Genomic DNA, 23,631 nt, shown 5'->3' on the forward strand with positions numbered 1-23,631 from the left:
GAGGATTCTAACCTTCTTTCTCCTGGCTTTCCGCCTCGCTCTCCGCCGGCGGTGGGTTTTCCCCTTCCGCAGCGGGGCCTTCCTCCCCGTCCTCCGCGGGCGGCTCCGTCTCGCCTTCCGCTACCGGGGTTTCCACGATCCCGACCGCCGGCAACGTGACCTCAACCGCCGGTGCGGGGGCCTCACCTTTTCCCCCGGAGTGGAAGAGGGCCACCCGCGTAAGGTCGTCCGGATCGTATTTGACGGTGATGGTCTTGCCTGCCTGGTACTTACCCACCGCGGCCTCGTCGATCACGCCCATGGTCTCGGCCTGGAAGGCCTCCTTACCCTCGGGCTTCACCTCCAGCAGGAACTGCATGGCCGGGTTGGGGCCGTTCACGTTTATACCCAGCTCGAAGGCCTTGAGGATGACCGCCTCGGCCTCCAGGCCTTTGGCGTGTATCTCTTCTCGCTTCTTCTCGTTCCGCTCCAGCATCGCCTCGATCTGCTTCCTCTGCTCCTCCAGGGGCGTGGTGGTGGCCAGGTTTCCAAGCTCGCCGCCACCGTCACCTATCGCGACATCGGTCGGGTTGTCCGGGTTCACCATCACGGAGATGATCCTTCCGGGATCAAAGAGGTGCACGTCCTCTATGGGCACCAGGCCCCTGGTCCTGGCCTCGTAGGGTTCTCCTTCCTCCGGGAGGATTTCGAGGGTGAAATCGTACTGTTTATATACGTCGTTGACGACGGTGCCGGTGTACCTGGCCGCCACCACCCTGGCGCGGGCGGGCACGCCCGTCTCCGCCAGGCGCTCGTTCTTCATGAGGGTCCTGAAGAAGAAGAGGTAGACGAAGCCCATGGCGGCGAGGTCGATGACGGTGATCAGCGCGCCCATCGCCAGATCGACCGCGAACATGACGACGACGCCGATGATGAGCGAAGCGGCCACCATGAGATAGAACATCCTGGTCACCTTCATGATAGGGTCCCCTCCTTGTCCGGGTAAGGTTTTCCCTCTCCCAGCACCGCGTGAACCTCGGGCATGAACTCGCTCACCGCGATGCCCTGGGGGCATTTCTCCTCGCACTCCCCGCACGCCGTGCAGGCGCTGGCCTTATCGGCATCCTCGAAGAAGCGGAAGTAGCGGAAGCGCGAGACCAGGAGGTCGTCGTAGATGATACCGTTGTTGTAGAGGCCGAAGTTGGCCGGGATGTCTACGCCCTGCGGGCACGGCATGCAGTAGCCGCACCCGGTGCAGGGGATGGCCGCCTTGGCCTCGAAGGTCTCGCGCACCCGCGCGATGAGGCGGCGGTCCTCCTCCTCGAGGGCGCGCTCGAGCGATGCGTTCGCCGCGAGCATGTTCTCCTCCAGTTCCCGCATGTTCCGCATGCCGCTCAGCACCACCGTCACCTCCGGCTGGTCCCAGATCCACTGCAGCGCCCATCCCGCGGGGGTGCGTTTTTCGGCGTGGGCGTCGAAGATGGCCTGGACGTCCCGGGGAGGGCGAGCCAGGTTCCCCCCCAGCAGCGGCTCCATCACCACCACCGGGATACCGCGCGCAGCGGCGTATACGAGGCCTCTGGTGCCCGCCTGGTTCTCCGTGTCCATGTAGTTGTACTGGACCTGGCACATGGACCAGCCGTCGTAGCCGTCGATTATCTCCTGGAAGGCGCCATAGGCGTCGTGGAAAGAGAACCCTATGTTCTTTATCCTGCCGTCCGCGACGGCGGCCTCCGCCTGGCGCAGCAGGCCCTGCTCGAGCAGGGTGTCCCACCTCTTCCTGCTCAGGCCATGAAAGAGGTAGTAGTCGATGGGGCCCGCCTGCAGCCGCTCCAGCTGCTCATCGAGGAAGCGGTCGAAGTCGTCGGCCTTCTCCACCATCCACACCGGGGACTTGGTGGCGATGCGGACCCGGTCGCGGTAGCCGTCCCGCAGCGCCATGCCCAGCACCACCTCGCTGCGGCCCTCGTGATAGGTGTAGGCGGTATCGAGGTAGTTGACGCCCTCGTCGATGGCGCGGCGGATCATCGCTATGGCCTCGTCCTCGACGATGTTCACGCTGATGGGGATGCCGTCGCTGGTCGGCAGGCGCATGCAGCCCACACCCAGGATCGAGGCCTCCCAGCCGTCGTTCCCGAACTTCCTGTACAGCATCTTCTTATAACCCTCCGTTTCCGCATCATCCTACACTCGGTTCGGATAGGTCCCACCCTGTCCTGCCACCTATTCAGCCGTCACTTGTAAAGAACGAGGCGGAAGAAGGGAAAGCCGGGTCCCTTCTCCACCACAACGCGGCCGAAGCCGGCGGAGGTGGCCAGCGCCTCCGCCGTGCCGCCGTCTATGGCCACCGCGGGGCCGAAGACGTACTTCCTCGTGAGCCATTCCTGCGATCGCCTGTACGGACCGGCCTCTGCATATGAGGTCGTGAACTTTCGAATCTCTTCCTGCGTAGAGCTGCTGTCAGCATCAACGATGAACGCCTTTCCATCCTCTGCGAGCACCCGGAGTATCTCTTCCAGTCCTTTGCGAATGTCCGGCCAGCAACTTATGGAAAAGGTGCTGACCACAACATCAAATGAACCATCATCCAAGGACAGGTCGACGGCGTTTCCGACCTCGAAGCTGCAGTTGCCGATGGCTTCCCGGGACAGCAGTCGGTTTGCGGCCCTAACCTGTCGCGGGGAGAAGTCGACCCCGACCACCTGCGCCTGCGGGTATCTCTCGGCCAGCAGCAGCGTCACCAGCCCCGGTCCAGACCCTATATCGAGGATCCTCGCCGCCGGAGGCACATCGTGACCCCACACGACCATATCGAGGAAAACGCCGTAGAAACCCTTCCCAATCCTCAATACGCGTTTATTGTATCCGGGCCCGATCGCGCGATCCCAGATCAGCTTCGAGGCAGCTATCTTTCTGGGGATATTTCTCTTGACCGTTTTCCGGGATGAAACTACCGTTACCACGATCACTCCCCGATCAAAGGTCCTATCTAAGGCAGCGGCTGCCTTCCGCGTGCTCCCAGCCTTGCGGGACACCTATCGGGCTATACCAAGTATAATCGTTCCCCGGAATTAAAGGGTATGGATGGCCGACTATCGGGTATATATGAATATCAACATGTTCGCTGCCGGCTGTCGTTTGAAAGGGGGCCCATCATGATCATCGATACACATTGCCATATGTGGATGGAGGAATGGATAGAGAAAGACATGCTCAAGGTCATCGAGTCGGTGCAGGAGTCACTCGGCCTCGCGGACCTGGGCAACATCATACGGAGCGACGTCGAGCGGCTCATCGCGGATATGGACGAGGCGGGCCTGAGATCACCCCCGAGGACAAGGAGATGACCCTGGGGAGCAACGCCGTCGCGGCACTGCGGCTCTGAACCATCGGGAAATAGATGGAGCCGACGAGCGGACTCGAACCGCTGACCTGCTCATTACGAGTGAGCTGCTCTACCTGCTGAGCTACGTCGGCACCGTTTCAACAACCATAGATTATATCGCGGGTGGGCTTCGGGCGGGAGGCCGTATTCGAATTTGAACCGCTATATCTTCTGTGGAGTGACCTGATACTTTGGGGGTCCTAGCGGGGTGGGGCCAGCTCGATATCCATGATGTGTTCCTTCATCTTGTGGGTGAACTGCAGGGTATCGAAGATGTGGCTGATGCGCCCCTGGATCTCCGCGATCCTCATCTCGTCCTTCTCGGGCGAGAAGAGGTGGCGGAAGCGCCCCTGGGCCTGCAGGTACTCCTCCACCGGGAGCAGCTTGGACTGCCCCTGGATGATGCGCTGCGTGCCGGCGGTGTAGGCGGTCTTGCCGCCCTCGTGCTCGTAGAGCATCCACATCCCGCTCTGCACCGCCAGGCGGGCCACCTTGATGGTGTGGCTGGACGGGAACTTCCATCCCGGCGGGCAGGGCGCCTGGATCTCTATGTAACGCGTGCCCTTTATCTCCTTGGCCTTGGCGAACTTGCGATACATGTCGGTCGGGTAGGCCAGGGAGGCGGTGGCTACGTAGGGCACGCCGTGGGCCACCATGATCTGGGCGATGTCCTTGCGCCATTCGTCCTTGCCCTTGGTGGTATTGGTGGTCCAGGCGGCGTAGGGTGTAGCGCCGCTGCGCTGCGTGCCGGTGTTGGAGTATGCCTCGTTGTTGTAGCAGACGTAGATGAAGTCGGTGTTGCGCTCCGCCGCCCCCGAGAGGGCCTGGATGCCGATGTCGTAGGTGCCGCCGTCCCCCGCCCACACCAGGATGGTGGGTTTCTCCTTGAACGCTCCGCTGGCCACCAAGCGGTCGGCGGCCGCGCTGAGGCCGGAGGCGGTGGCCCCGCCCGTGGCGAAGGCCATGTTCAAGGTGGGAAGGTTGAGCGCCGAGACAGGGAAGGGGCTCTGCAGCACCGAGGTGCAGGAGGCGATGACGCAGAGGATGGTCTCGCGCCCCAGGGCCTTGAAAGCCACACGCAAAGCGGCGCTGCCGGGGCAGCCCTGGCAGGCGGCGCTGCCCTGCAGGAAGAGTTCCTCCTCGGGGAAGTCGCGCAGCCTCACAACACTCCCTCCTTCTTCCAGTACCCCTCCAGGCCGCGCTTGCTTACCAGGTGGTGCTCGTTCAAGCGCAGGCTGGGCCAGCTGCTCTCCGGCGCCAGCTTGCCCTCCAGCGCGTCCGCGGTCTTCTCCGCGATGAGGTCGTACCTCACGTCGCGACCTCCCAGGCCGGTGATGAGGTTATAAACGGTGGCATCGCCGTGGCCGTAGATGGCCGCCTTCACCTCCGAGAACAGGGCCCCCTCCAGCCCGAAGGACACGCTGCGGTCAATGACCATCACCGACCTCATGGGTGACAGGAGCTCGCGCAGTTCCGCGATGGGGAAGGGGCGGTACGAGCGCACCCGCACCAGCCCGCAGCGGTAACCTTTATCCCGTAGCTCCTCTACGGCCATCTTGCACTCCGAGGCCATGCTGCCCATGGCCACCAGGGCGCAGTCGGCGTCCTCGGTGCGGTATGTCTCTACCATGCCGCCGTGGAAATCGCCCACGATATCACGGTACTCCTCCGCCGCCCGCTCGATCACCTTGCGCGCGTTGTCCAGTCCCTTGAACATGGAGAAGCGCACCTCCTCGTAGTCGTCGGGGTAAATGACCGAGCCGTGGGTCAGCGGGTAGTCCAGGTCCAGCTTCCACAGCGAGCGGAAGGGCGGCAGGAACCTGTCCACTTTGTCCTGGTCCGGCACTTCCACCTGCATGTAGCTGTGGCTGATGAAGATGGCGTCGTAGCAGACCATCACCGGCAGGATGACCTTGAGGTCCTCGGAGATGCGGAAGGCCTGGATGACCGTGTCCAGCACCTCCTGGTGGGAGGCGCAGTAGAGCTGTATCCATCCCGTGTCCCGCGCCGCCAGCGTGTCCTGGTGGTCGCACCAGATGTTCCAGCCCGGGCCCAGGGCGCGGTTGACGTTGACCATTACCATGGGCAGGCGGATGCCAGCCGCCCAGTGCAGCAGCTCGTGCATGTAGGCCAGGCCGTGGGCGCTCGTCGCCGAGAACGACCGCACCCCCATGGCCGCGGAGCCGATCATGGCGGCCATGGCGCTGTGCTCGCTCTCCACCGGGATGTACTCGCAGTCCATCTCGCCCTCGTCGATGAAACGCGATATCTCCTCGATCACCTGGGTCTGGGGGGTGATGGGGTAGGCGGAGACCACCTCCACGCGCGCCAGGCGCGCTCCCCAGGCGGCGACATGGTTGCCGGTATCAACCAGTCTCATTCTTCTCCTCTTTCCGCATGGCTATGGCCTTGCTCGGGCACTCCTCCGCGCAGATGCCGCAGCCCTTGCAGTAGTCGTAGTTGATCACGATGTCCTTGGTGATGCAGGCCTCCGGACAGTATATCCAGCACAGCAGGCACTTGTTGCACCTGCCCTCGTCGAGGACGGGGATAAAGATGCGCCAGCTCCCGGTCAGGCCCACGCTTCCCTCCGAGGGCACCGAAAGGGTGGTCACGAAACCTATCTCCTCCTCGATCTCTTTCTTCTTTCGCTTCGGCATTTCCCTCTCGCCCTCCCATGACCTGCGCCGGGCATGCGGCCGCGGCAGCTACGACGCCGCGCTCCGCTTCTCCCGCCGTGCCGCCGTCCTGGCTTTCTTTATCTCCACCACCGAGGTGAAACCGCGCCGGGCAGCCTCCATGCTCGCCTCCATCCTCGCCGGCGGGGTGTTCTCCCGGATGACCTCGGTAACCGCCTCCAGCGGGACCAGCTCGGTGACGAAGGAAACCGCCCCCAGAAAGGCGATGTTGGTCACCGGCAGGCCCTCCACCTCCATGCCCAGCTCTATGGCTATGGAGGTGCCGTCCACCGCGTATGAGGCGAACGGGATGCCCGCCAGGCGCTGCTTCGCCTCCTCCTCCTTCATGTTGACCAGGAGGACCGTGCTATCCTTGGTGCCTTCGGCGATGGCCGCGTCCAGCACGGAGGGGCTCATCACCACCAGGAAATCCGGCCGGTATATCTGGCTGCGCAGGTCGATGGGCTTGTCGTCCATGCGCAGAAAGCACATCACCGGGGCGCCGCGGCGCTCCGCGCCGAAAAAAGGGAAGGCCTGCACTTTCCTCCCCACCAGGTCTCCCGCCTGGGCCAGCATGTTGATGAGGGTGACGGCGCCCTGTCCTCCCAGGCTGTGAAATCTTACTTCTACCATATTTTTCCTGACCTATTTCCTTTGTGGGCTACCGGGGCCTGCACATACGGAACAGTAACAATATATAGCATACTAGCAGGGACGATGTCGATGAGATGTGGTCAGTCGCACAAGACCGCGGCCGCGTTTCTCAATCCAGTCCGTCGCCCAGTTCCATGTCGCTGTCTTCCACGATCTCGTCCTCGGCCTCCTCCACCGGGATCTCGACCTCCGCTGGCTCGGGGCCGAAATAGGCGGCCGGCAGGGTGAACTTCTCTCCGTCCTCCAGCTCCAGCGTGACCTTCTCGCTCATCATGTCGTGCGCGGTCACCCTGGCCGGGCCGCGCTCCGTCTCCACCTTCTCGCCCACCGCGGGCACCCACATCATAAAGCGGCGGTAAGAGTCCTGCTCGTAACGGAGGCAGCACATGAGGCGCCCGCATACCCCGGAGATCTTGGCGGGGTTGAGTGGCAGGTGCTGCTCCTTGGCCATGCGGATGGATATGGGGTAGAACTCATCCAGGAACGACGCGCAGCACAACGGACGGCCGCACGGCCCCAATCCGCCTATCATCTTGGCCTCGTCGCGCACCCCGATCTGGCGCAACTCGATGCGCGTCTTCAGGGCGGAGGCCAGGTCCCGCACCAGGGCCCGGAAGTCCACCCTGCCCTCTGAGGTGAAGTAGAAGGTGATGGAGCTTCCGTCGAAGACGTAGTCGATGTCGATGAGCTTCATGGGCAGCTTGTGCTTGACGATGAGCTCCTGGCATTTCCGGAACGCCCGGTCTCGCCTGATCTCGTTGCGTTCGCGCTGCTGGCGGTCGCGGTCGGTGGCCCGACGCACCACCTTCTTAAGCTCTGTCTGTACGCTGCCTTCGGGTATCTCCCGCGGCGGCGCGGTCACAACCCCGAACTCCACTCCCCTGGAAGTGGGGATGATGACCTCGTCTCCCATTCGCAGCAGCAGCCGGTCGGGGTCGAAATACCCGACCTTGCTCCCCCTCCTCATGCTCACTCCGACTACCAGGGCCATCTCCATTCCTCCCATGCCGCCTGCGCGGCAGCACCGTTTCAGTAATCCTTCAGCTCAAGTACCAGGCTGTCTAGCAGCAGCCCGATGTCTACGCTGGCCTCCAGGGCCTTTCTCGCCGTATGCAGCGCCTCCAGGCGCCGCATGGCCTCCCCGGTTCCCAGGTGAAGGGCTTCCCTCGCCAGCTCTTCTTCCCATTCCCGGTTCAGCAGGGGGGCTTTAGCGGCGTCCTTTCCCTGTTCCTCCGTGAGGTTCAAGAGCATTATATCCCGGTAAAAGGAGCTCATGCCATCGAAGAGGTCAAGGGCGGCCTGTCGGCGTAACTTCAAAGTCTCCCGCTTCTCCCTCTTCTCCCAGCGCTTACGCAGCTGTTCGCCGCCGCGCTTGTCCATGGCCTTGATGTAGGCCCCGAGGTCGCCTTCTTCGCCATGTGCGGACGAGGCCTCGAGCCTTTCGCGCTCCTCCGCCGCCCTCTCGAGCAGGGAGAGAAGCGAGGAACGGCGCAGGGAAGCGGCCAGTTCGATGCCCCGGGTCCAGCTCACGGCCAGGTCCGGGTGGCGTGCCCACAGCAGAGCGCGTCCGAAGATGCCACCGCTGAGGCGGGCCAGCCTCTCCGCTTCAGCGGCAGGCAAACCCTCTCTCTCCATCAGAAACGCCTCGATATCCCGCTTGCCCAGGGCCGAGAAACGGACCTCGTGGCAGCGCGATGCCACCGTCTCCAGCAAGGCCTCCCTGCTCTCGACCACCAGGATGATGAAGGTGTCCCCGGGTGGTTCCTCGAGGGTCTTTAGAAAAGCGTTGGCGGCCTCCAGGTTCATGCTCTCGGCCTCGTCGATGATGGCCACCTTGCGCACCGATTCCTTGGCCTTGATGTTCAGCTCCGCCTCCAGGCCACGCACCTGGTCGATGAGGATTTGGTTGCCCTCGGCCTCCACCAGGTGGAGATCGGGGTGCACCCCCCTCGCCACCTTGTGGCAGGAAGGGCAGGCGTCCGGCTCTCCCGCGGGGCATAACAGGGCCGCCGCGCACAGCAGCGCGGTGCTGCGCTTCCCCACTCCCCGGGGACCGGCAAAGACGAGGGCGTGTGGCATCTCGCCGCGCCGCAGGGTCTCCCGGAGAAAACCCACGGCCCGGTCCTGTCCGTAGATCTCATGCCAACCCTTGCAGTCTATCTCGCTCGTTTCGATCACCCTTCCGGCAACCTCGAAAGCGGTCCCACGGGTTGGGTCGTGGTGATGGGATCGGCCGCGGCCAAGTGCCCGCGCACGGCAACGGGGACGGTCAACTCAGTAACTGGTTTACTTCCTGCATCACCAGGTGATGTATGTTCTCCGGTTTGTCGGCCCCGTTCAGCACCTTGATGCGGTTGGGAAAGAACTTGGCCAGGGTTTTGTACGCCTCCTGCACCTGCTCGTGGAATGCCTGCCCCTCGCTCTCGATGCGGTCGAGTTCCGCCTTTCTGGCCTGGATCCTCTTGAGGCCCAGGCGGTACGGTATTTCCAGCAGGAAGGTCATGTCCGGGTAGAGGTCGTTTGTAATCCACTCGTTGAGGTTCTGCACCCCCTCCATGCCGACCCTGCGCGCCACTCCCTGGTAAGCCAGCGTCGAATCGATGAAACGGTCGCAGATGACGACCTTGCCCGCGTCCAGGGCGGGCTTGATGACCTCGTAATAGTGCTGGGCACGATCGGCGGCATAGAGGATGGTCTCGGTCATGGGGTGCATCTCCTGGAAGGCAGGATCGAGGATGATGCGCCTTATGTCTTCTCCGATGCGCGTGCCCCCGGGTTCGTGTGTGGATAGGACTTCCCTGTTCATGCGCAGCAGGTGAGCGTGGAGCATATTGACCTGGGTGGTCTTTCCGGAACCCTCAACGCCCTCGAAGCTGATGAAGATGCTTCTGCTTTTGCCTCCCTTTGTATGGTTGTTGTGGTCTGCCATCCCTTCCTCTTTCCTCGGTCCGTCAAGAGCTATAGAGCATTACTATATTACACTATGCCAACCCCGGGGTCAGGCTCGGGGACCGGTGGGGATGCGCCCGCCATCCCGCTGCGGCGCCGGAGGGGTGAACGGGGCGCGGCGAGACATGTTTACAAACCGGTGCCGGGTGCCGTCTCGAGGTGCGAGAAGATGTCCCCGCCCGCGAGGTCATAGGCCACCACGACCGGGAAGTCCTCGACCTCCAGCTCCCAGATGGCCTCGGGCCCGAGGTCCGCGTAGGCGACTGTCCGCATGCTGCGGACCCGGGACCCCAGCAGGGCTGCCGCGCCTCCCACCGCCACCAGGTAGAGGCAACCGCGTTCCCGCAGTACGTTTCTTACCTCCCGGGAGCGCGGCCCCTTGCCGATGAAAGCCGCTACACCCGCTGCCGCCAGGCGCGGAGTATAGGGGTCCATGCGCGCCGAGGTGGTCGGCCCGACCGGTCCGGCCGGCTTCCCTTGGGCGGCTGGGCTCGGCCCCGCGTAATAGACGACTTGGTCGCGCAGGTCGACCGGCAAAGGTCCGCCCGCCTCCAGGGCCGCCGCCAGGCGGCGGTGGGCCTGGTCCCGAGCGGTGAGCATGCCGCCGCTGAGCAGCAGGTGGTCACCGGCCCGCAACCCGCCCCGCGTCTGCGGCGCCATGGGGAGCGTCAGCCTGGTCCCCGCGATCTCCCGTCCCTCAGCGGCCGTCATCGTCTTCCCCTTCCGCCGTATCTTCCATGGTCTCCACCGCCTCTCCGCCTTCCCGCGGGATGGACGGTCCGGTACGCTTGCCGGCGAGTTCCTTCTCCAGGGCTTGCTCTGCCTCCCCCAGGTAGGCCATCTCCTCCTCCACGGCCGCCGCGGCCCGCGCCATGCCTCCGCTGGCCTGCTCCTCTTCACAGGGTTCCTCCCCGGGCTGCCAGGCCGTCTCGCCCGCCACCCGCGGTCTCCTCTGGATTATCTTGTCGTGGATATGCCATCCGAAATAGTGGTGGAAGGCGCGGTGACCATAGAGACCGGCGCAGAGGATGATGATCCCCCCGATGAAGAGGATGATCTGCGGTCCGTTGAGCAGGTACCTGAAATCCGCTACAGTGCCGTCGATATTGCCCTCGAAGGACCCTCCTATCCTGATGATGCCCAGGGAGATGGGGTCCAGCCCCAGTTTGCGGCCCAGCCCGGTTATGAGGTCGGCCAGGGGGCCCGCGAGCATGATGGAGAGGAAGATGGAGGCGCGCATGATCACCTGGATGGTCGCAAAGGCGCGTCCGCGGTACTCCTCCGCCAGGGTCTCGTGCAGGAGGGTGACCATGCCCACGATGGCATACCCCATGCAGGTGCCCCCCATAAAGACGATGATATAGGAGAGCCAGGATACGGTGAGGACGGAGAAGATGACTACGCCGATACCGAAGCCGGTGATGGCGAGGCCAAGGATCCTTTCTTTGTGGATGCGGTCCTTGAGCAGGCCAGCCAGGATAGAGCCGCCCATCATCCCGAAGAGGAGCGTGGTCAGGATGGACATGAAGGAGGCGCTGCTGCCGCCCAGGACGTACTTGACGAAGCCCACGGTGAGCACGTAGATGGTGCCTCCGCCCAGGAAGCAGGTGAGGGTCAGGATGAGGATGATGCGGGTCAGCGGGTTGTGGCGCAGGTAATCGAAACCCTCCCTGAAGTCCTGTTTCACCTGGCCCGCCGACATGCGTACCCTCTCCTCCTTGGGGCGGCGTTTGAAGTTGATGTGGAAGATGAGCCAGGCGGAGATGACGAAGGTGAGGGAGTCCACCACGAAGGCGGCCTTGCTTGAACCTATGCGTCCGAAGAAGCTCGGGTTCACCCTGCCCAGCCAGTCGAAGAGGCCGATGAGCGAGGTCGCGATGGCGGTGCCGAAGGCCATGGAGGCGTAGAGGGTCAGCATGTTCAGGGAGTTGGCGTTGGTCAGCTGTTCCTGCTCCACCAGGTCGGGGATGCTCGCGTCCTTTGCCGGCCCGTAGATGATGGAGAAGGTCTCGATGACGAAGACCAGGATACAGATGGCCAGGAGGTTGGTGGCGAACGGCAGCAGGAGCACCAGCCCGGCCCGGCTCAGGTCGCACATGATCAGGGTGCGCTTGCGGTCCAGCCTGTCTATGATGATGCCGGCCAGAAACCCCAGCAACACGGCGGGGAGGAACTTGGCCAGCATCATCAGGCTGATGGCGTAGCTCTTGCCCCCCGATATCTGGTCCACGAAGGCGAAGAGGACGGCCACGATGACCCAGTCCCCGATGGCCGAGACCATCTGCCCCGCCCACAGGCGCAGGAAATCGCGGTTCCGCAGGAGGTCGAGATAGGCTGCCGGCCTTATCTGCAGGTCTTCGTCGGTGCGCCGGAAGCGCTGGATGTCCTTCTCCCTGACCCTGCACTCGCTGTCAGCGTTTCTGTTCCCGTTTTCCATATCAGACCTCGATGGTTCCGCGCCGCAGCGAGTGGCAGCAGAGGACGATGCCCACGGGCAGGCTGGCGATATGGGCCGGGGCCTCCTCGACGTGGACGTCCAGCGCGGTGATGTCACCCCCCAGGCCGGCCGCCCCGATGCCCGTCGCGTTGACCGCCCGCAGCAGCTCATCTTCGAGCGCCGCCAGCTCGTGCCGGGGATGGCGGCTGCCCAAGGGGCGGAGCAGGCTCGTCAGCGCCATCTCCAGGGCCCCGGAGGCGTCTCGACCCACGCCCACCCCCACGATGACGGGCGGGCAGGCGTTGGCGGCCTTCTGCAGCACGGTATCCAGAACGGCCTTCCGCACGCCCTCTTCGCCCTCCCCGGGCAGGAGCATGTAGAGGCGGGTGACGTTCTCGCTCCCGCCCCCCTTGACCAGAAGGGTTAGCCGGGCCTTGCCAGCCGGACCGTCCCCGCTCACGTGCACCACCACCGGGGTATTGTCACCGCGGTCCGCGCGCGCGTGCAGGGGCCGGTCCACCAGGGATGACCTCAAGGGTATCCTCGCCGTAGCCGCGCGCAGGCCTTCATCCGCCGCCGCGGCGAAGCCGTCGGGCAGCGCGGTCCCCTCGCCCAGGGCGATGAAGAGGTGGAACATGCCGGTGTCCTGGCACAAGGGCATGCCCTCGGCCCGCGCTATACGCGCGTTCTCCATCAGCATGCCCAGGGCATGTCGCGCCAGGGGAACGGATTCCGCCTCCGCTGCCAGGCGCAGCGCGTCCTCCACGTCCCGGGGAAGGTCGATGCTGGCCCGCATGGCCAGCTCCTCCACAGCCGCGGCTATCTCTTCAGGGGCTATTACCCTCGAGCCACGCATCCAGCTCCTCCAGCCTCTTCCTGATCATACCGGCGCTCTCCAGCAGCGCTTCGCGCTCCGCCGCCAGGAGCTCCAGCTCCACCACGCCCTTCCAGCCTCCCGCCCCCAGGACCACCGGGACCCCCAGGAAGACCTCCTGCAGGCCGTATTCCCCCTGCAGCCGCACGCTTGCCGCGACCTGGTAGTCCTCGTCCTCGAGGACGGCCCGCACCATGCGCGCCACGCAAGCCGACGGGGCGTAATAGGCACTGCCGGTATTGAGCAGCGACACGATCTCCGCTCCCCCGTCCCTGGTCCTCGCCTCCAGCTCTCGCAGGCGGCCAGGGGGCAGCAGTTCGCTGAGCGGGACCCCCGCAACGGTGGTATAGCGGGACAGGGGCAGCATGGCATCGCCGTGGCTGCCCAGTACCACCGGTTGCACCCGGCCGGGGGGGACGTCCAGCTCGGCGGCGGCAAAACAGGCCAGGCGCGAACCGTCCAGCAACCCCGCCATGCCCATGATCCGGTGGCGGTCCCACCCGGTCACCCTCCACGCCAAGTGGGTCATCTCGTCCAGGGGGTTGGTGACCATGACGAGCGTGCAGTCCGGCGCCACCTCCATGAGGGAATCGACCACACCCCTGACCACGGCCGCGTTCCGCCCCATGAGGTCCGAACGGGACATGCCGGGCTTACGGGCGAAACCTGCCGTGACCACCGCGATATCGCTGCCCGCCGCCGCCGCGTAGTCGCTGCCCCCCGTTACCCTGGCCCCGGAGGAGGTGAGTGGCAGGGCTTGGGATATATCCAGTGCTTTTCCCTGCGCGAGTCCGCCATCTATATCGATCAGCGCCACGTCGCACAAGCCCTGCTCGGCAAGGCGCATGGCGGTAGTGGACCCCACCTGTCCAGCGCCGATGATGGTTACCTTGGCCACGGATACTCCTCTTATTGCCTGCATGCCCTTGCTATTGTCCTATAACCACTTCTACGCACGCAAATAAAATGCCTCTGTCCGCGCTCTCTATCCAGCTGAAGCGGCCAGCGATGCGTCACGCTGGGGCCAGCATTTATACTGGCCCCAGTCGCCAACACGCAAGACTATCGACAGGCCCGTTGGTCCCAGAACTGTATTGCAGATCCTATCCACCAGGCCAACGCTGGATTAGGGTCGGGTATTGCCCCCATACCTTAAGACGGCCTGTGCCAACAGGGGACATGCCGGAGTATCCAGAAAAACAAGACCTGGCCCCATACCGTTCTATTCGGAGCTTGCCTGGGCCTTGGCCTTGCTCTCTTTCTTGGTGGGACACTCGGGGTCGAGGCAGAAGATCCAAGGGCGGCGGCCTTTGTTGACCACCCTCACCTTGGGGGAGCCGCAATCGGAGCACACCTCACCCGTGGGCATGATGGTACCCGTCTGCGGCAGCGGGTAGGTGGTTGTGCACTCGGGATACCCGCTGCACCCGACGAACCTCTTCTTGCTCTTCTTGGCTTTGACGATGCGCAGGTTGGACCCGCATCGCGGGCAGGTCCCCAGGATGCGGTCCTCCTTGATGCCGTTGCGGATCTCGGTGGCCACCTCTTCCCTGCTGTTCTCCAGCATGTGCATGACCTCGGACAGCATGTCCCGTGACTTGTCCACCACCTCCGCCTGGGTCTCGGCGCCCTCGGCGATGGCGTCCATGTCCCGCTCCAGGGCCGCGGTCATGTCAGGGGACGAGATCACCCCCGCGTACTTGCGCAGTGCCTCGGTCACCGCTATGCCGGTCTCGGTGGGGGTGATGGGGTCGCCGTAGATGTAGCCCCTCTCGTAGAGGCCCTCGATGATGGAGTGCCGGGTCGACTTGGTGCCCAGCCCCAGTTCCTCCATCTTCTCTATGAGCTTGCCTTGGTTGTAGCGGGCCGGGGGTTGGGTCTCCCCCTGCTTGAGATCGTTATCGTCCACGCTGACCACATCTCCCGCCTCCAGGCTCGGCAGCATAGCCTCTTTCTTGCGCCCGTAGGGATAGTAGCGGTACCACCCCTCCTCCGCCGTGCGGCTGCCGCGTGCAACGAAGGGTTCCGGCCCGCAATCCAGGTCGGCGCGGACGGAGAGGACCAACGCCTCAGTGGCCAGGGTGGCCATGAAGCGGCGCACCACCAGTTCGTATATCTTCCACTCCGGCTGGGAAATCTTGGCGCGGGTGGCCGCCGCCGTGGGGTGGATGGGGGGGTGGTCGGTGGTCTGCTTCTTGCCGCGCGTGGGCGTGAGCTTCTCTCGCGCGAGCAGCGAGGCGCACAGCGGCGCGAACTCCGCGTTGGCGGATAGTTCCTTGAGGATGCCGCGCAGGTCCAGCGATGGAGGATAGACGGTGTTGTCCACGCGGGGGTAGCTGATATAGCCGTTCATGTAGAGGTTCTCGGCGATGTTCATGGCCTTGGCCGCGGTGAAGCCCAGCGAGGCGGCGGCGGTGAGAAGGCCGGTGGTGTTGAAGGGTATGGGGGGCTTGATGCTGCGTTCGGTGGTCTTGACCTCCCTTATGCGGGCGGTGTCCTCGAGCCGCGAGCGCGCATGTTCCGCCTCCTCCTCTTTTTCGAAGCGCTCCCTGGCGTGGGTGGCCTGGAAGGTCTCGCCGTCCTTGACACAAGCGATCTTCAAGGTCCAGAAGGGGGTGGACACGAACGCCTTGCGCTCCTTCTCCTTGTCCACGATGAGGGCCAGGGTGGGGCTCTGCACCCGTCCCACCGACAGGAAATGCTTGCCGAGACGGGTGGAGGCCAGGCTGATGAACCTGGTGAGGCTGGCTCCCCAGATCAGGTCGATATCCTGGCGTGCCTCACCCGCCGAAGCCAGGTCGTAATAGGGGTCCTCCAGGCTCGCGAAGACCCTCTTTATCTCCACCGGCGTCAAGGCCGAGAAGCGTGCCCTCTTCACGGGCACATCGGGGTTCACTTCCCTGATCTTGTTGATGGCGTCGACTCCGATGAGTTCACCCTCGCGGTCGAAGTCGGTGGCGATGATCACCTCGTCGGCCTTCCTCGCCTCGGTCTGGAAGGTCTTGATGAGCGCCTTGTTGGTGGGTATCTTGATGATGTCGGCGTGGATGAGCTCCTTGGGTTCCACGTCCTGCCATTGCTGGTATTGCGGCGGGAAGTCCACCTTGAGGATGTGGCCTTTCAGCCCGATGCAGCGCACCTCTTCCCCGTTCATCTCGAAAGAATAGACCGGGTTGCGCGTCTTTGCCGTCGCGTGTGCCTTGCCATCCGAAAGGATGGTGGATATGCGCTTGGCGGTCGTGTTCTTCTCGGTAATGATCAGCTTCATGCCACCTCATCCCCGTTCCTGGCATACCGATCCATATATATGATCGCATTCCAACGGCACTCTCTGTGCAGCGCATACGTCTATGGACCCAATGCCTAGGCGTTCATTCGGCAAATAGACGTAACATATTTAGACAAAAGCCGTCAAGCAACCTCCTTGCGCAACGCCTTTCATCGCAGGCGCGCCAGCGACACGCGCCTCCCACTACTGCTCCGCATGCATGCACCCACATCCCATTATCTTCCACCCGCGCCCCGTGCTGTAACTTGCCGGTCTCCCCGTCCCGCTCCGTCTTTTCCCGTGGGGCGTGGGCCGCCAGCATGGGTTCAGGCCTTGTTTTTTGGATTTTGCGTAGTTGCGTCCTTGCAGCTGGAAGCATATTATTCGGGCGCAACATACCGGAGTTTCCAAAATCCAAGACCTGACCCCTTAAACAGAAGTGAGGCCGGCTTGACCGGCCTCACTCTTGCCTTTGTGGTCTATCCTGTGTCACTTGATGAATATGGGCGCGAACACCAGTGAGATGACCGTCATCACCTTGATCATGATGTTCATGCACGGCCCCGCGGTGTCCTTGAAGGGGTCTCCCACCGTGTCCCCCACCACCGCCGCGGCGTGGGTCGGGGTACCCTTGCCGCCCAGGTTGCCCGCCTCTATGAACTTCTTGGCGTTGTCCCAGGCGCCGCCGGCGTTGGCCATGTAGATGGCCATGAGAAAACCGACCACCAGCGCTCCCGCCAGGTAACCGGCCAGGGCCTCGGCGTTCCACAACCCGATGACGATAGGGCTCGCGACGGCGATGCTCGCGGGCACGACCATGTAGCGCAATGCCGCCTTGGTGGATATATCCACGCATTTGGAGTATTCCGCCTCTGCGCCCTCCTTGCCCTCCAGCAAGCCGGGTATCTCGCGGAACTGGCGGCGTACCTCCTCCACCATCTGGTTGGCGGCCTTCCCCACCGCGCTGATGGCCAGGGCAGCGAAGAGGAAGGGGAATGCGGCTCCCAGGAAGAGGCCGATGATGGTCTGGTAATGGGAGAGGTCGATGGAGGGTACCTTGGCGGCGTCGGTGAAGGCCCGGAAGAGCGCGAGGGCGGTGACCCCCGCCGAGGCGATGGCGAACCCCTTGGCGATGGCCGCGGTGGTGTTGCCCGCGGAGTCCAGGCTGTCGGTTACCTCGCGCACCTCCTTGGGCTGCTTGCTCATCTCGGCGATGCCGCCCGCGTTATCGGCGATGGGGCCGTAAGCGTCCACCGCCACCACCGTGCCGGTGGTTGAGAGCATGCCGATGGCAGCCAGCGCGATGCCGTAGATGCCCCCGGTCACGCCCTCCGCGGCTCCCGCCCCGCCCATGGCCCAGCGTCCCGCCAGAAATGCGGCGGCGATGGCTCCTACCAGCAGGATGATGGCGCCGGTAGTCGACTCCATACCGGCTCCGATCCCGGAGAGGATGTTGGTAGCCGCTCCCGTCTCGCTTGATTTGGCGATGTTCTTGACGATGGGGAACGCGTCGGAAGTGTAGATCTCCGATATCTGCCCGATGAGCATGCCCGCGAATAGCCCGGCAACGATGCCGATGAAGAAGCCGACGGGATGCATTACACCCGGGGTGTCCTTGAGGAACAGGGTCACCAGGAAGTAGGTGGCGATGGTGGTGAGGATGGCCGACCCGTAGGTAGCAAAGGAGAGGGCCCTGCCGGGATGCGCGCTGGTCTTGGCGCGCACGATGAAGCTGGCCAGTATGGAACAGACTATGCCCACCCCCGCGATGGCCAGGGGAAGGATCATGCCCTTCCACTCCTGACCCGGCGCGATGCCCGCGAAGAGGATGGCCCCCAGGGCCACCGGGGCCACGATGGAGCCCACGTAGGACTCGTAGAGGTCGGCGCCCATGCCCGCCACGTCGCCCACGTTGTCACCCACGTTGTCGGCGATGACCGCGGGGTTGCGGGGGTCGTCCTCGGGGATGCCCGCTTCCACCTTGCCCACCAGGTCCGCTCCCACGTCGGCGGCCTTGGTGAAGATACCGCCGCCCACCCTGGCGAAGAGGGCGATGGACGAGGCTCCCAGGCCGAAGGCGGCCACCACGTCAGGAACGGAGTTGCGCCCCAGGTCCGGGATTACCTGCAGGATGGTGTTGGGTGCCCACCATTCGGTCATGAGCAGGTAGACGAGGGAGACTCCGAAGAGCCCCATTCCCACCACGGCCAGGCCGGTCACCGAGCCGCCCCGGAAGGCCAGCCTCAGTGCCGGACCCATACCCAGCTTCGCCGCCTGCGTGGTGCGGCAGTTGGCGCGGGTGGAAACATACATGCCGATGACCCCGATGCTGCCGGAGCAGACCACGCCGAAAAGATAGGCAATCGCCTGGTAGCGGCCCACCGGCATGCCGTCGCTCTTGACGAAGAAGAACATGGCCACGGCCACCAGCAGCAGGAACCAGATGGCGGTGGAATACTCGCGCTTGAGGAACGTGGCCGCTCCTTCCTGCACGTGGCGGGATATCCCCTGCATCTTCTCGTCGCCGGGGTCCTGCTTCAGCACCCACCAGGCGTAGAAGCCGGCGAACCCCAGACCCACAAGCCCCAGGATCATCGTGATATAGGGCCAGGTGCTCTCCATATCACCATTCCTTTCTTGAACTCTCCGGTCCGGTATGCTTGTATTCCAGCCACAGCGCCCCTCGCCGCTGCGGCTTATCGCCCTTCACAAGCTGCCACTTACCTGTACAGCTCCCCAAAGCACATGAGAGGATTCTATATGCGCTCCTCCCTTGCCGCAAGACCGCACCCCCGCGCCCTTCTCTTTCCATTACGAGGGTAGGCGGTCCACATACTTGAAAATTCGGAACGGCGAAATTATAATTTGGAGTAGCCAAAATTTCAAGTCCCTTTCAGGAGGAATCATGGCAGCACCAAAGGGAACCACGGCTAAGGCCCCCAGGGGCACCCCGGCAAAGGACCAGTACGGCGAGTACCTCAAGCACGTCTTCCGCCTGGAGCAGGTGGAGAGCCCGGTCACTACTTCGGCCCTCGCCGAATCCATGAAAGTGGCCCCCTCCACCGTCACCGACATGCTCAAGCGCCTTTCCCGGCAGGGGCTGATCAATTACGTGCCCTACCACGGCATCACCCTCACCCCCGAGGGCGAAAAACAGGCGGTAAGGGCCATCCGCCGCCACCGCATCGTGGAGAGGTTCCTGACGGACATGCTGGGTTTCGAGTGGCACGAAGCCCACGAGGAAGCCTTGACCTTCGAGAGCGATATCTCGGAAGAGGTGGAACAGAGGCTCTTTTCCGCCCTGAACCGGCCCAAGGTCTGCCCCCACGGCTACCCCATCCCCACCAAGGTCTCCGATATCCGCGTGGAGGAGGTCAACCTCTACTCCCTGGATGCGGGAGAACAGGCCGAAGTGGTCAGCGTCAAGGACGACGACCCCGAGCTGCTGCGCTTCATGGCCTCCATGGGCATCAAGCCCGGGGTGAAGATCCGGGTCGAGGCCAAGGACCCGTTCAAGGGACCGCTCACGGCGTTGGTGGGCAAACACAAGCGCACCATCGGATGGCACCTCGCAAACGCCATCTACGTGAGGAAGCTTTCCTGAACCCCATCACTTGCCGTGCGGATCTTACTGCCATATACGAGAACGCGTATCGTACGGGTATGTTCGGGCATCAGCTCTCGCCAGAGCTCTTCTTTATGTTCCTCTCCAGCTCGTAGATGGCCTCCTTGAGCTTGCTCTGCCTGAGGGTGGTTGTGAGGTCCCCGCGCGTCCTCTCCATGATGGCGCGGGCCATATCGGTGGTGCGGCGCAGGCCCCCGGTGATGGCGTCCGGGTAGTCAAATGAGACCATGAGGTAGTAGATGTCGTCCATGTATGAGAGGAGTTCGTCGCCGCGCTCCAGGTGCCCCTCGCGGATGAGGTCGAGGATGGAGCGGCGCAGTTCGCCCACCACCTCGCCCAGGCCGTTGAGGTAGGCGGGGTACTCCACCCCCAACTCCTCGGGCTCGGGCAGGGGCTCGCCGTTGATGAGGGCGTAGGTGGCCCTGGCCTCGGCATATTCCTTCTGGGCGTCGTGGACGAAACCCGCCGTGTACACTTCCGGGTGGTCCCGGGTCATATGGGCGATACTGGCCGAGAGCTGCGATGCCTGTTCTATGAGCTGCAGGGCCGCGTCCTTCTCCCCCCGGTGGACGGCCCGGATTATGTAGCTGGAGGTCTGGACCAGCGAGCGGCAGGCCTTGAGCACCTGTTCGCGCGTGGCGTTCTTCGCGTCGAAGTCGGCTTTTATACGGTCGCGCAGCGCGTCCCAATCCATGGCGTCTCCTTCCAGAATGCCAAGAGCGGTGCAGCTCACATCCAATTGTCACTCAAACAATAATATCCTGTTCTGATAATATTGCCATATCGGAGGTGGAACGCATGATCGCCAGACGGGGAGACCGCATCCCGCCCTTCATCGTCATGGAGGTGCTGGAGAAGGCCATCCAGATGGGGCGGGAGGGCCACGACGTCATCCACATGGAGGTGGGAGAGCCCGACTTCGACACGCCGCGCTGCGTTAAGGAGGCGGCCTGCCGCGCCATGCTGGAGGGAGAGACCCACTACACCCACAGCCTGGGACTGCACGAACTGCGCGAGGCCATCTCGCGGCACTATCTGGAGAAGTACAACGTGGAGGTCGACCCCGACCGCATCATCGTCACCAGCGGCAGCTCCCCCGCCATGCTCCTGCTCTTCGCCGCCCTCCTGGACCCCGGCGACGAGGTGATCCTCTCCGATCCCTGTTATGCCTGCTACCCCAACATCGTGGAGTTCGTGGACGGCAGGCCGGTGGAGGTCCCCGTCTTCGAGGAGGACGGTTTCTCGTACCGGCCGCGGGATATCGAGAAAAACCTCGGCCCCCGCGCCCGGGCCATCATCATCAACTCACCCTCCAATCCCACCGGCAACCTGCTGGAGCCGGAGGTCATGGGGGAGATCGCGTCCCTCTCCCGGCGAGGCCTGTACGTGGTCAGCGACGAGATCTACCACGGCCTGGTCTACGAGAGCCGCGAGCACTCCGTCCTCGAGTTCACCGACCACGCCTTCGTCCTGGGCGGCTTCTCCAAGCTCTACGCCATGACCGGGTGGAGGCTGGGCTACCTCATCGCGCCCGAGGAGTACGTGAGGCCCATCCAGAAGATGCAGCAGAACCTGTTCATCTCCGCCAACTCCTTCGTGCAGTGGGGGGGCGTCGCCGCCCTCACCGAGGCTGGAGAGGAGGTGGCGGCCATGGTCCGCACCTACGACGAGAGGAGGCGCTTCCTGCTGCCGCGGTTGCGGGAGGTGGGGTTCGGCGTTGCCGTGGAGCCCCACGGCGCCTTCTACATCCTCGCCAACGCCAGGCGCTTCACGGACGACTCCTACGCCTTCGCCCTGGAGCTGCTGGAGCGCGCCCACGTGGCCGTTACCCCCGGCATCGACTTCGGGAAGGGCGGCGAGGGTTACATCCGCTTCAGCTACGCCAACCACATAGATAACCTCGCCGAGGGCATGCGCCGCCTCGAGCACCACCTGACCCCATAAACGGAAACATCGCTTGGGGTTTGGGAGTCAAAACGTTTATCGCTGGGAACCTATAATATTATGATGGATCATGAAGAACGGGAGATGCATCGAGGCCGGGAGGCGGACGGGATGCGCTTAAAGAAGATCGGCTCCATTCTCATTACGCTCCTGCTCGCGGCGGTCTTCCTGTGCTCCGCCCGCGTCATCCCCGCCGTGGGCGCGGGTGAAGGCGGCGCCGGGGACGCCTCGGGCCAGTCCTTTATCCTCAAGCCGGAGCGCGGCAGGACGGGCGAGGCACTGCTCCATTCACGCTCCCACGGTTTCAGTTTCGAAAAAGCGCTGCCGGGAGGGATGCTGCTGGTGGAGGCGCCGCCGGGAACCGACTCCGCACAGCTGCAAGGGATCACGGGCATCAGTTGGGCGGAGCCCGACATCGCCTTCCAGGCAGCCGAGACCCCGAACGACCCCGACTACCCCCTGCAGTGGAACCTGGAGAAGATAAACATGCCGGCCGCCTGGGACCTCGCCGGCGGAGGGCGTGAGTCCGTGGTGGTGGCGGTGGTGGACTCGGGAGTGGCTTACCGCTACGCAGGCGCGTTCACCCGCGCCCCGGACCTGGCAACGGCGCGCTTCGTCACCGGCTACGACTTCATCGCCGGCGACGCCTACCCGGACGACGAGTACGGACACGGCACCCACGTCGCGTCCATCATCGCCTCCGCTTACGACAACTCCTTCCGCGCCGCCGGTATGGCCTATGACTGCTCCATCATGCCCGTGAGGGTGCTGGGGACAGATGGCGTCGGCACGGCCTCGTCGGTGGCCTCCGGCATCTATTACGCCGCGGACAACGGGGCGAAGGTCATCAACCTCAGCCTCTCCGCCCCCGTCCACAGCAGCGCGGTGGGGCAGGCCGTCAGATACGCGTACGGACGCGGCGCCCTCTGCGTGGCGGCGGCCGGCAACGAGGGCTCCGACCCCGGCTACCCGGGGGGCATGGGCTGCCCGGCGGACGAGGGCATCTACGCCCTGGCGGTGGGGGCCACCGACTACCGCGACGAGCGCGCCCATTACTCGAACTACGGCAGCGGGCTGGACCTGGTCGCCCCCGGAGGCGACCTCACGCGAGACGACAACGGGGACGGCTACGGTGACGGCATCCCCCAGGAAGCCTACCGCACCCCCGGCAACTACCAGTCCGGATATGACCTGGTGTGGGGCGAGGGGACGAGCATGGCGGCGCCCCAGGTGGCCGCGACCGCCGCCCTCATGCTCTCCGTGGACCCCAAGCTGACCCCTTCGGAGACCTCCGGCATCATCACCTCCAGCTGCGCCGACCTGGGCACCGCGGGGTGGGACCAGTACACGGGGCACGGCAGGCTGGACGCCGCGGCCGCTCTTTCGGAACTCAGCCGCAGCACGTGGTATTTCGCCGAGGGGACCACGCGCGCCGGTTTCGACGAATGGCTCTGCGTGCTCAATCCCGACACCGCCGAGGCCCAGGTGGAGTTCACCTTCCTCCTGGCGGGCGGCGGCACCAGCAAGGTCTCCTATCCCGTCCCCGGCAAGAGCCGTTTCTCGCTCAACGTCAACGCCGCGGCGGGAGCGGACAAAGACCTCGCGGTCACCGTCACCAGCCCGCAGCGCATCTTCGCCGAGCGCGCCATGTACTTCGACTACGACGGCAAATGGCAGGGCGGCGACGCGACCATGGGTACGCGTCACCCGTCCACCTCCTGGTATTTCGCCGAGGGGACCACCCGCGCCGGCTTCGTGGAATACCTCACCCTGGCCAACCCCGGCGACGCGGGCGCTCAGGTCACGGTGGAGTACATGCTGGGGAGCGGGCAGGGGGA

At 64.1% G+C, this 23,631-nt stretch carries 21 protein-coding genes and 1 tRNA gene; 4 read left to right on the plus strand and 18 right to left on the minus strand.

From position 1 onward, the window contains the following. Positions 1 to 7: 7 nt before the first annotated feature. The 3 genes from AB1384_04275 to AB1384_04285 all read right to left on the minus strand — a co-directional run bounded on the left by AB1384_04275 (position 8) and on the right by AB1384_04285 (position 2,942). Entirely contained in the window at positions 8 to 958 is a 951-nt protein-coding gene (locus AB1384_04275) for a DUF3592 domain-containing protein (GenBank protein MEW6553489.1), read from the minus strand. Beyond that, entirely contained in the window at positions 955 to 2,133 is a 1,179-nt protein-coding gene (locus tag AB1384_04280; protein ID MEW6553490.1) for an aldo/keto reductase, read from the minus strand. Before AB1384_04280 ends, AB1384_04275 begins: the two co-directional genes overlap by 4 nt. 80 nt (positions 2,134 to 2,213) lie before the next feature. Beyond that, a complete protein-coding gene (locus AB1384_04285; GenBank protein ID MEW6553491.1) occupies positions 2,214 to 2,942 on the minus strand; it encodes a class I SAM-dependent methyltransferase in 729 nt (242 codons plus the stop codon). A 192-nt stretch (positions 2,943 to 3,134) separates the two neighbouring features. On the opposite strand from AB1384_04285, the gene AB1384_04290 reads away from it, so the two are divergent. Beyond that, positions 3,135 to 3,326 (plus strand): hypothetical protein, encoded by a 192-nt coding sequence (locus AB1384_04290; GenBank protein MEW6553492.1) that lies wholly within the window; start codon positions 3,135 to 3,137, stop codon positions 3,324 to 3,326. 54 nt (positions 3,327 to 3,380) lie between these two features. On the opposite strand, the gene AB1384_04295 is transcribed toward AB1384_04290, so the two are convergent. The 14 genes from AB1384_04295 to AB1384_04360 all read right to left on the minus strand — a co-directional run bounded on the left by AB1384_04295 (position 3,381) and on the right by AB1384_04360 (position 18,846). Beyond that, positions 3,381 to 3,456, minus strand: a tRNA-Thr gene (locus AB1384_04295). 108 nt (positions 3,457 to 3,564) lie between these two features. Continuing rightward, positions 3,565 to 4,527 (minus strand): thiamine pyrophosphate-dependent enzyme, encoded by a 963-nt coding sequence (locus AB1384_04300; GenBank protein ID MEW6553493.1) that lies wholly within the window; start codon positions 4,525 to 4,527, stop codon positions 3,565 to 3,567. Further along, entirely contained in the window at positions 4,524 to 5,744 is a 1,221-nt protein-coding gene (locus AB1384_04305) for a transketolase C-terminal domain-containing protein (protein MEW6553494.1), read from the minus strand. Before AB1384_04305 ends, AB1384_04300 begins: the two co-directional genes overlap by 4 nt. Beyond that, entirely contained in the window at positions 5,731 to 6,024 is a 294-nt protein-coding gene (locus AB1384_04310; protein MEW6553495.1) for a 4Fe-4S binding protein, read from the minus strand. Before AB1384_04310 ends, AB1384_04305 begins: the two co-directional genes overlap by 14 nt. A 48-nt stretch (positions 6,025 to 6,072) precedes the next feature. Continuing rightward, positions 6,073 to 6,675, minus strand: coding sequence for a 2-oxoacid:acceptor oxidoreductase family protein (locus AB1384_04315; protein ID MEW6553496.1), 603 nt, complete (start codon positions 6,673 to 6,675; stop codon positions 6,073 to 6,075). Between the two features lie 130 nt (positions 6,676 to 6,805). Further along, entirely contained in the window at positions 6,806 to 7,687 is an 882-nt protein-coding gene (locus AB1384_04320) for a stage 0 sporulation family protein (GenBank protein MEW6553497.1), read from the minus strand. Between the two features lie 38 nt (positions 7,688 to 7,725). Continuing rightward, entirely contained in the window at positions 7,726 to 8,874 is a 1,149-nt protein-coding gene (holB, locus tag AB1384_04325) for a DNA polymerase III subunit delta' (GenBank protein ID MEW6553498.1), read from the minus strand. A gap of 91 nt (positions 8,875 to 8,965) precedes the next feature. After that, positions 8,966 to 9,625, minus strand: coding sequence for a dTMP kinase (tmk, locus tag AB1384_04330; protein ID MEW6553499.1), 660 nt, complete (start codon positions 9,623 to 9,625; stop codon positions 8,966 to 8,968). Positions 9,626 to 9,774: 149 nt separating this feature from the next. After that, positions 9,775 to 10,356: a FumA C-terminus/TtdB family hydratase beta subunit gene (locus tag AB1384_04335; GenBank protein MEW6553500.1), complete on the minus strand. Its 582-nt coding sequence runs from the start codon at positions 10,354 to 10,356 to the stop codon at positions 9,775 to 9,777. Then, a complete protein-coding gene (locus AB1384_04340) occupies positions 10,343 to 12,082 on the minus strand; it encodes an MFS transporter (protein ID MEW6553501.1) in 1,740 nt (579 codons plus the stop codon). Before AB1384_04340 ends, AB1384_04335 begins: the two co-directional genes overlap by 14 nt. A 1-nt stretch (position 12,083) precedes the next feature. Then, the gene (locus tag AB1384_04345; GenBank protein ID MEW6553502.1) at positions 12,084 to 12,938 is read right to left on the minus strand and encodes a fumarate hydratase; all 855 of its coding nucleotides are present in this window, start codon (positions 12,936 to 12,938) and stop codon (positions 12,084 to 12,086) included. Further along, the gene (mdh, locus tag AB1384_04350) at positions 12,910 to 13,854 is read right to left on the minus strand and encodes a malate dehydrogenase (protein ID MEW6553503.1); all 945 of its coding nucleotides are present in this window, start codon (positions 13,852 to 13,854) and stop codon (positions 12,910 to 12,912) included. Before mdh ends, AB1384_04345 begins: the two co-directional genes overlap by 29 nt. Before the next feature lie 324 nt (positions 13,855 to 14,178). Next, positions 14,179 to 16,224 (minus strand): DNA topoisomerase I, encoded by a 2,046-nt coding sequence (locus AB1384_04355; GenBank protein MEW6553504.1) that lies wholly within the window; start codon positions 16,222 to 16,224, stop codon positions 14,179 to 14,181. 489 nt (positions 16,225 to 16,713) lie between these two features. Beyond that, positions 16,714 to 18,846: a sodium-translocating pyrophosphatase gene (locus tag AB1384_04360; protein ID MEW6553505.1), complete on the minus strand. Its 2,133-nt coding sequence runs from the start codon at positions 18,844 to 18,846 to the stop codon at positions 16,714 to 16,716. A 283-nt stretch (positions 18,847 to 19,129) separates the two neighbouring features. Between AB1384_04360 and AB1384_04365 the strand changes: the two genes are divergently transcribed. Next, positions 19,130 to 19,828 carry a metal-dependent transcriptional regulator gene (locus tag AB1384_04365; protein MEW6553506.1) on the plus strand — a complete coding sequence of 233 codons (699 nt, stop codon included), beginning with the start codon at positions 19,130 to 19,132 and terminating at the stop codon, positions 19,826 to 19,828. Positions 19,829 to 19,898: 70 nt separating this feature from the next. Here the strand turns inward: AB1384_04365 and AB1384_04370 are convergent, their stop codons facing one another. Then, positions 19,899 to 20,543: a hypothetical protein gene (locus tag AB1384_04370; GenBank protein MEW6553507.1), complete on the minus strand. Its 645-nt coding sequence runs from the start codon at positions 20,541 to 20,543 to the stop codon at positions 19,899 to 19,901. A gap of 104 nt (positions 20,544 to 20,647) precedes the next feature. On the opposite strand from AB1384_04370, the gene AB1384_04375 reads away from it, so the two are divergent. Next, complete coding sequence (locus tag AB1384_04375; protein MEW6553508.1) at positions 20,648 to 21,793, plus strand: pyridoxal phosphate-dependent aminotransferase; 1,146 nt, start codon at positions 20,648 to 20,650, stop codon at positions 21,791 to 21,793. 111 nt (positions 21,794 to 21,904) lie between these two features. After that, a partial coding sequence (locus tag AB1384_04380; protein MEW6553509.1) for a S8 family serine peptidase occupies positions 21,905 to 23,631 on the plus strand: 1,727 nt, incomplete at its 3' end.

The organism is Actinomycetota bacterium (genome assembly GCA_040757835.1).
GTDB lineage: Bacteria > Actinomycetota > Geothermincolia > Geothermincolales > RBG-13-55-18 > SURF-21.